Annotated in this window: 1 pseudogene; it reads left to right on the top strand. The window is 49.2% G+C overall.

Annotated elements, in window-relative coordinates:
- Positions 1-1,112: pseudogene (locus F6X37_RS35720) on the top strand (hypothetical protein); the annotation flags it as partial.
- Positions 1,113-1,422: the final 310 nt, after the last annotated feature.

The following is a 1,422-nucleotide window of genomic DNA, read 5'->3' as shown; positions in this document are numbered from 1 at the left end:
CGCAAGCGCTGTCAACCTACGTGAGGATGAACGATCCGGTGCGTCAGGCACTACGCGGATTTATCTGCAACGCGCCGAGCGAATGGGATAGCAAGAACAACGAGACGCGCTACACGAAGCTGCTCGACGAGGGCGGGTTCTACCACGGCAACCAAACGGGTTACGACGATTTTCTCAAGTACCTCAGGGAAGTCCAGTTCTGGGATGTGACCGGCTTGCCCGCCGGGGAGAAGCTCTGGTTCTTCCATCCGCTCGCGTTTATCCGGCACTTCAGGAAGTGTGCTTGGTTCTCCAAGGATGAGTTCGCGTTGATTTACCCGGACAGTCACATGTCTGGCAACGCGGCCGTTATTCGAGAGAAGTACAGAAAACCTCTGAACTTCTCTCTGCGAAAATACGGGATGTTGAATTACCTGAAGCAGTCGCACTTCTTAGGGCAGGGTGCAGTGGAATCTAACTTTCTCTGTACTATGCAGGAGTCGAGTATGGTGGGTAACGTGACGGCAACCGCTGTTTACGGTACTCACATAAATCCAGTATCGGTAAAATCAGAGAAAGATCTTGGGCATTGGTATGGTGCAATTCCGTCTGAAGACGACCCGTACTACAGATTGGCAAAATATAGTTCAAATGGTGGTTTAATCACCTCATCATATGACTGGAGAGGTGGGAACTGCGACCGAGAGGATGCCCAAAAATTTCGCGGTCGCGAGTTTAAGCAACTCACCTTCAGAAGTAATTACGCGGACTATTGGTTATATCGAGCATGGATTGAGCAATCGAGTTTTACTGCGTCGTGGTGGAGCGATCCACAATATCACGCGAAACATCGCGCACTGATGACGAAAATTCCTGCGCGCGTTGATAATCCTGAAGTTATCGCGACAGTGCCAGAGAATTGCTTGGACTCTGGGGCGTGGTACATAACCTGCCTCAGGCCGAAGGTTGTTCGTGCCATTGATAGTGACAGTTTTAACATACCGAAAACTGCAGCTGAACTCGCAAAAGAAGAGCAGATAATAAAAGATGTCACAAGGGGTATCAATGGTGCGCTTATCGGGCTTGATAAGCGAATTAAGTTTACTCGCATGATCAAGGGGGTTCTTCTGTGAAAACAAATTTTCTCGTATTTGTAGGTCTGCTCGCTGCATCAGTCCAAGCCTACTGCAATACTACTAACTCCACGAACACGGCAGCATCTTTTAATTTGTCTGTGCAGACCAAGGCCGGTGACTTTCACTGCTTGATAGACGAAGAACCCATTGACGTTGCACTGAGTTCGGATGGTGAGGCAGCTTAGTCTCTAGTTCCAAGTGCAACACCTTGAATGAGGTAGGGTGTTGCGATGAAGAAGAACTACAAGCATTTGAGTGCGGAAGAACGCGCGGCGATCATGATCGAACATCAAAAGGGCGGCAGCAT

The sequence above is a fragment of the Paraburkholderia sp. 31.1 genome (assembly GCF_014397645.1).
GTDB lineage: Bacteria > Pseudomonadota > Gammaproteobacteria > Burkholderiales > Burkholderiaceae > Paraburkholderia > Paraburkholderia tuberum.
This window is presented reverse-complemented; position numbering and strand designations above follow the sequence as displayed.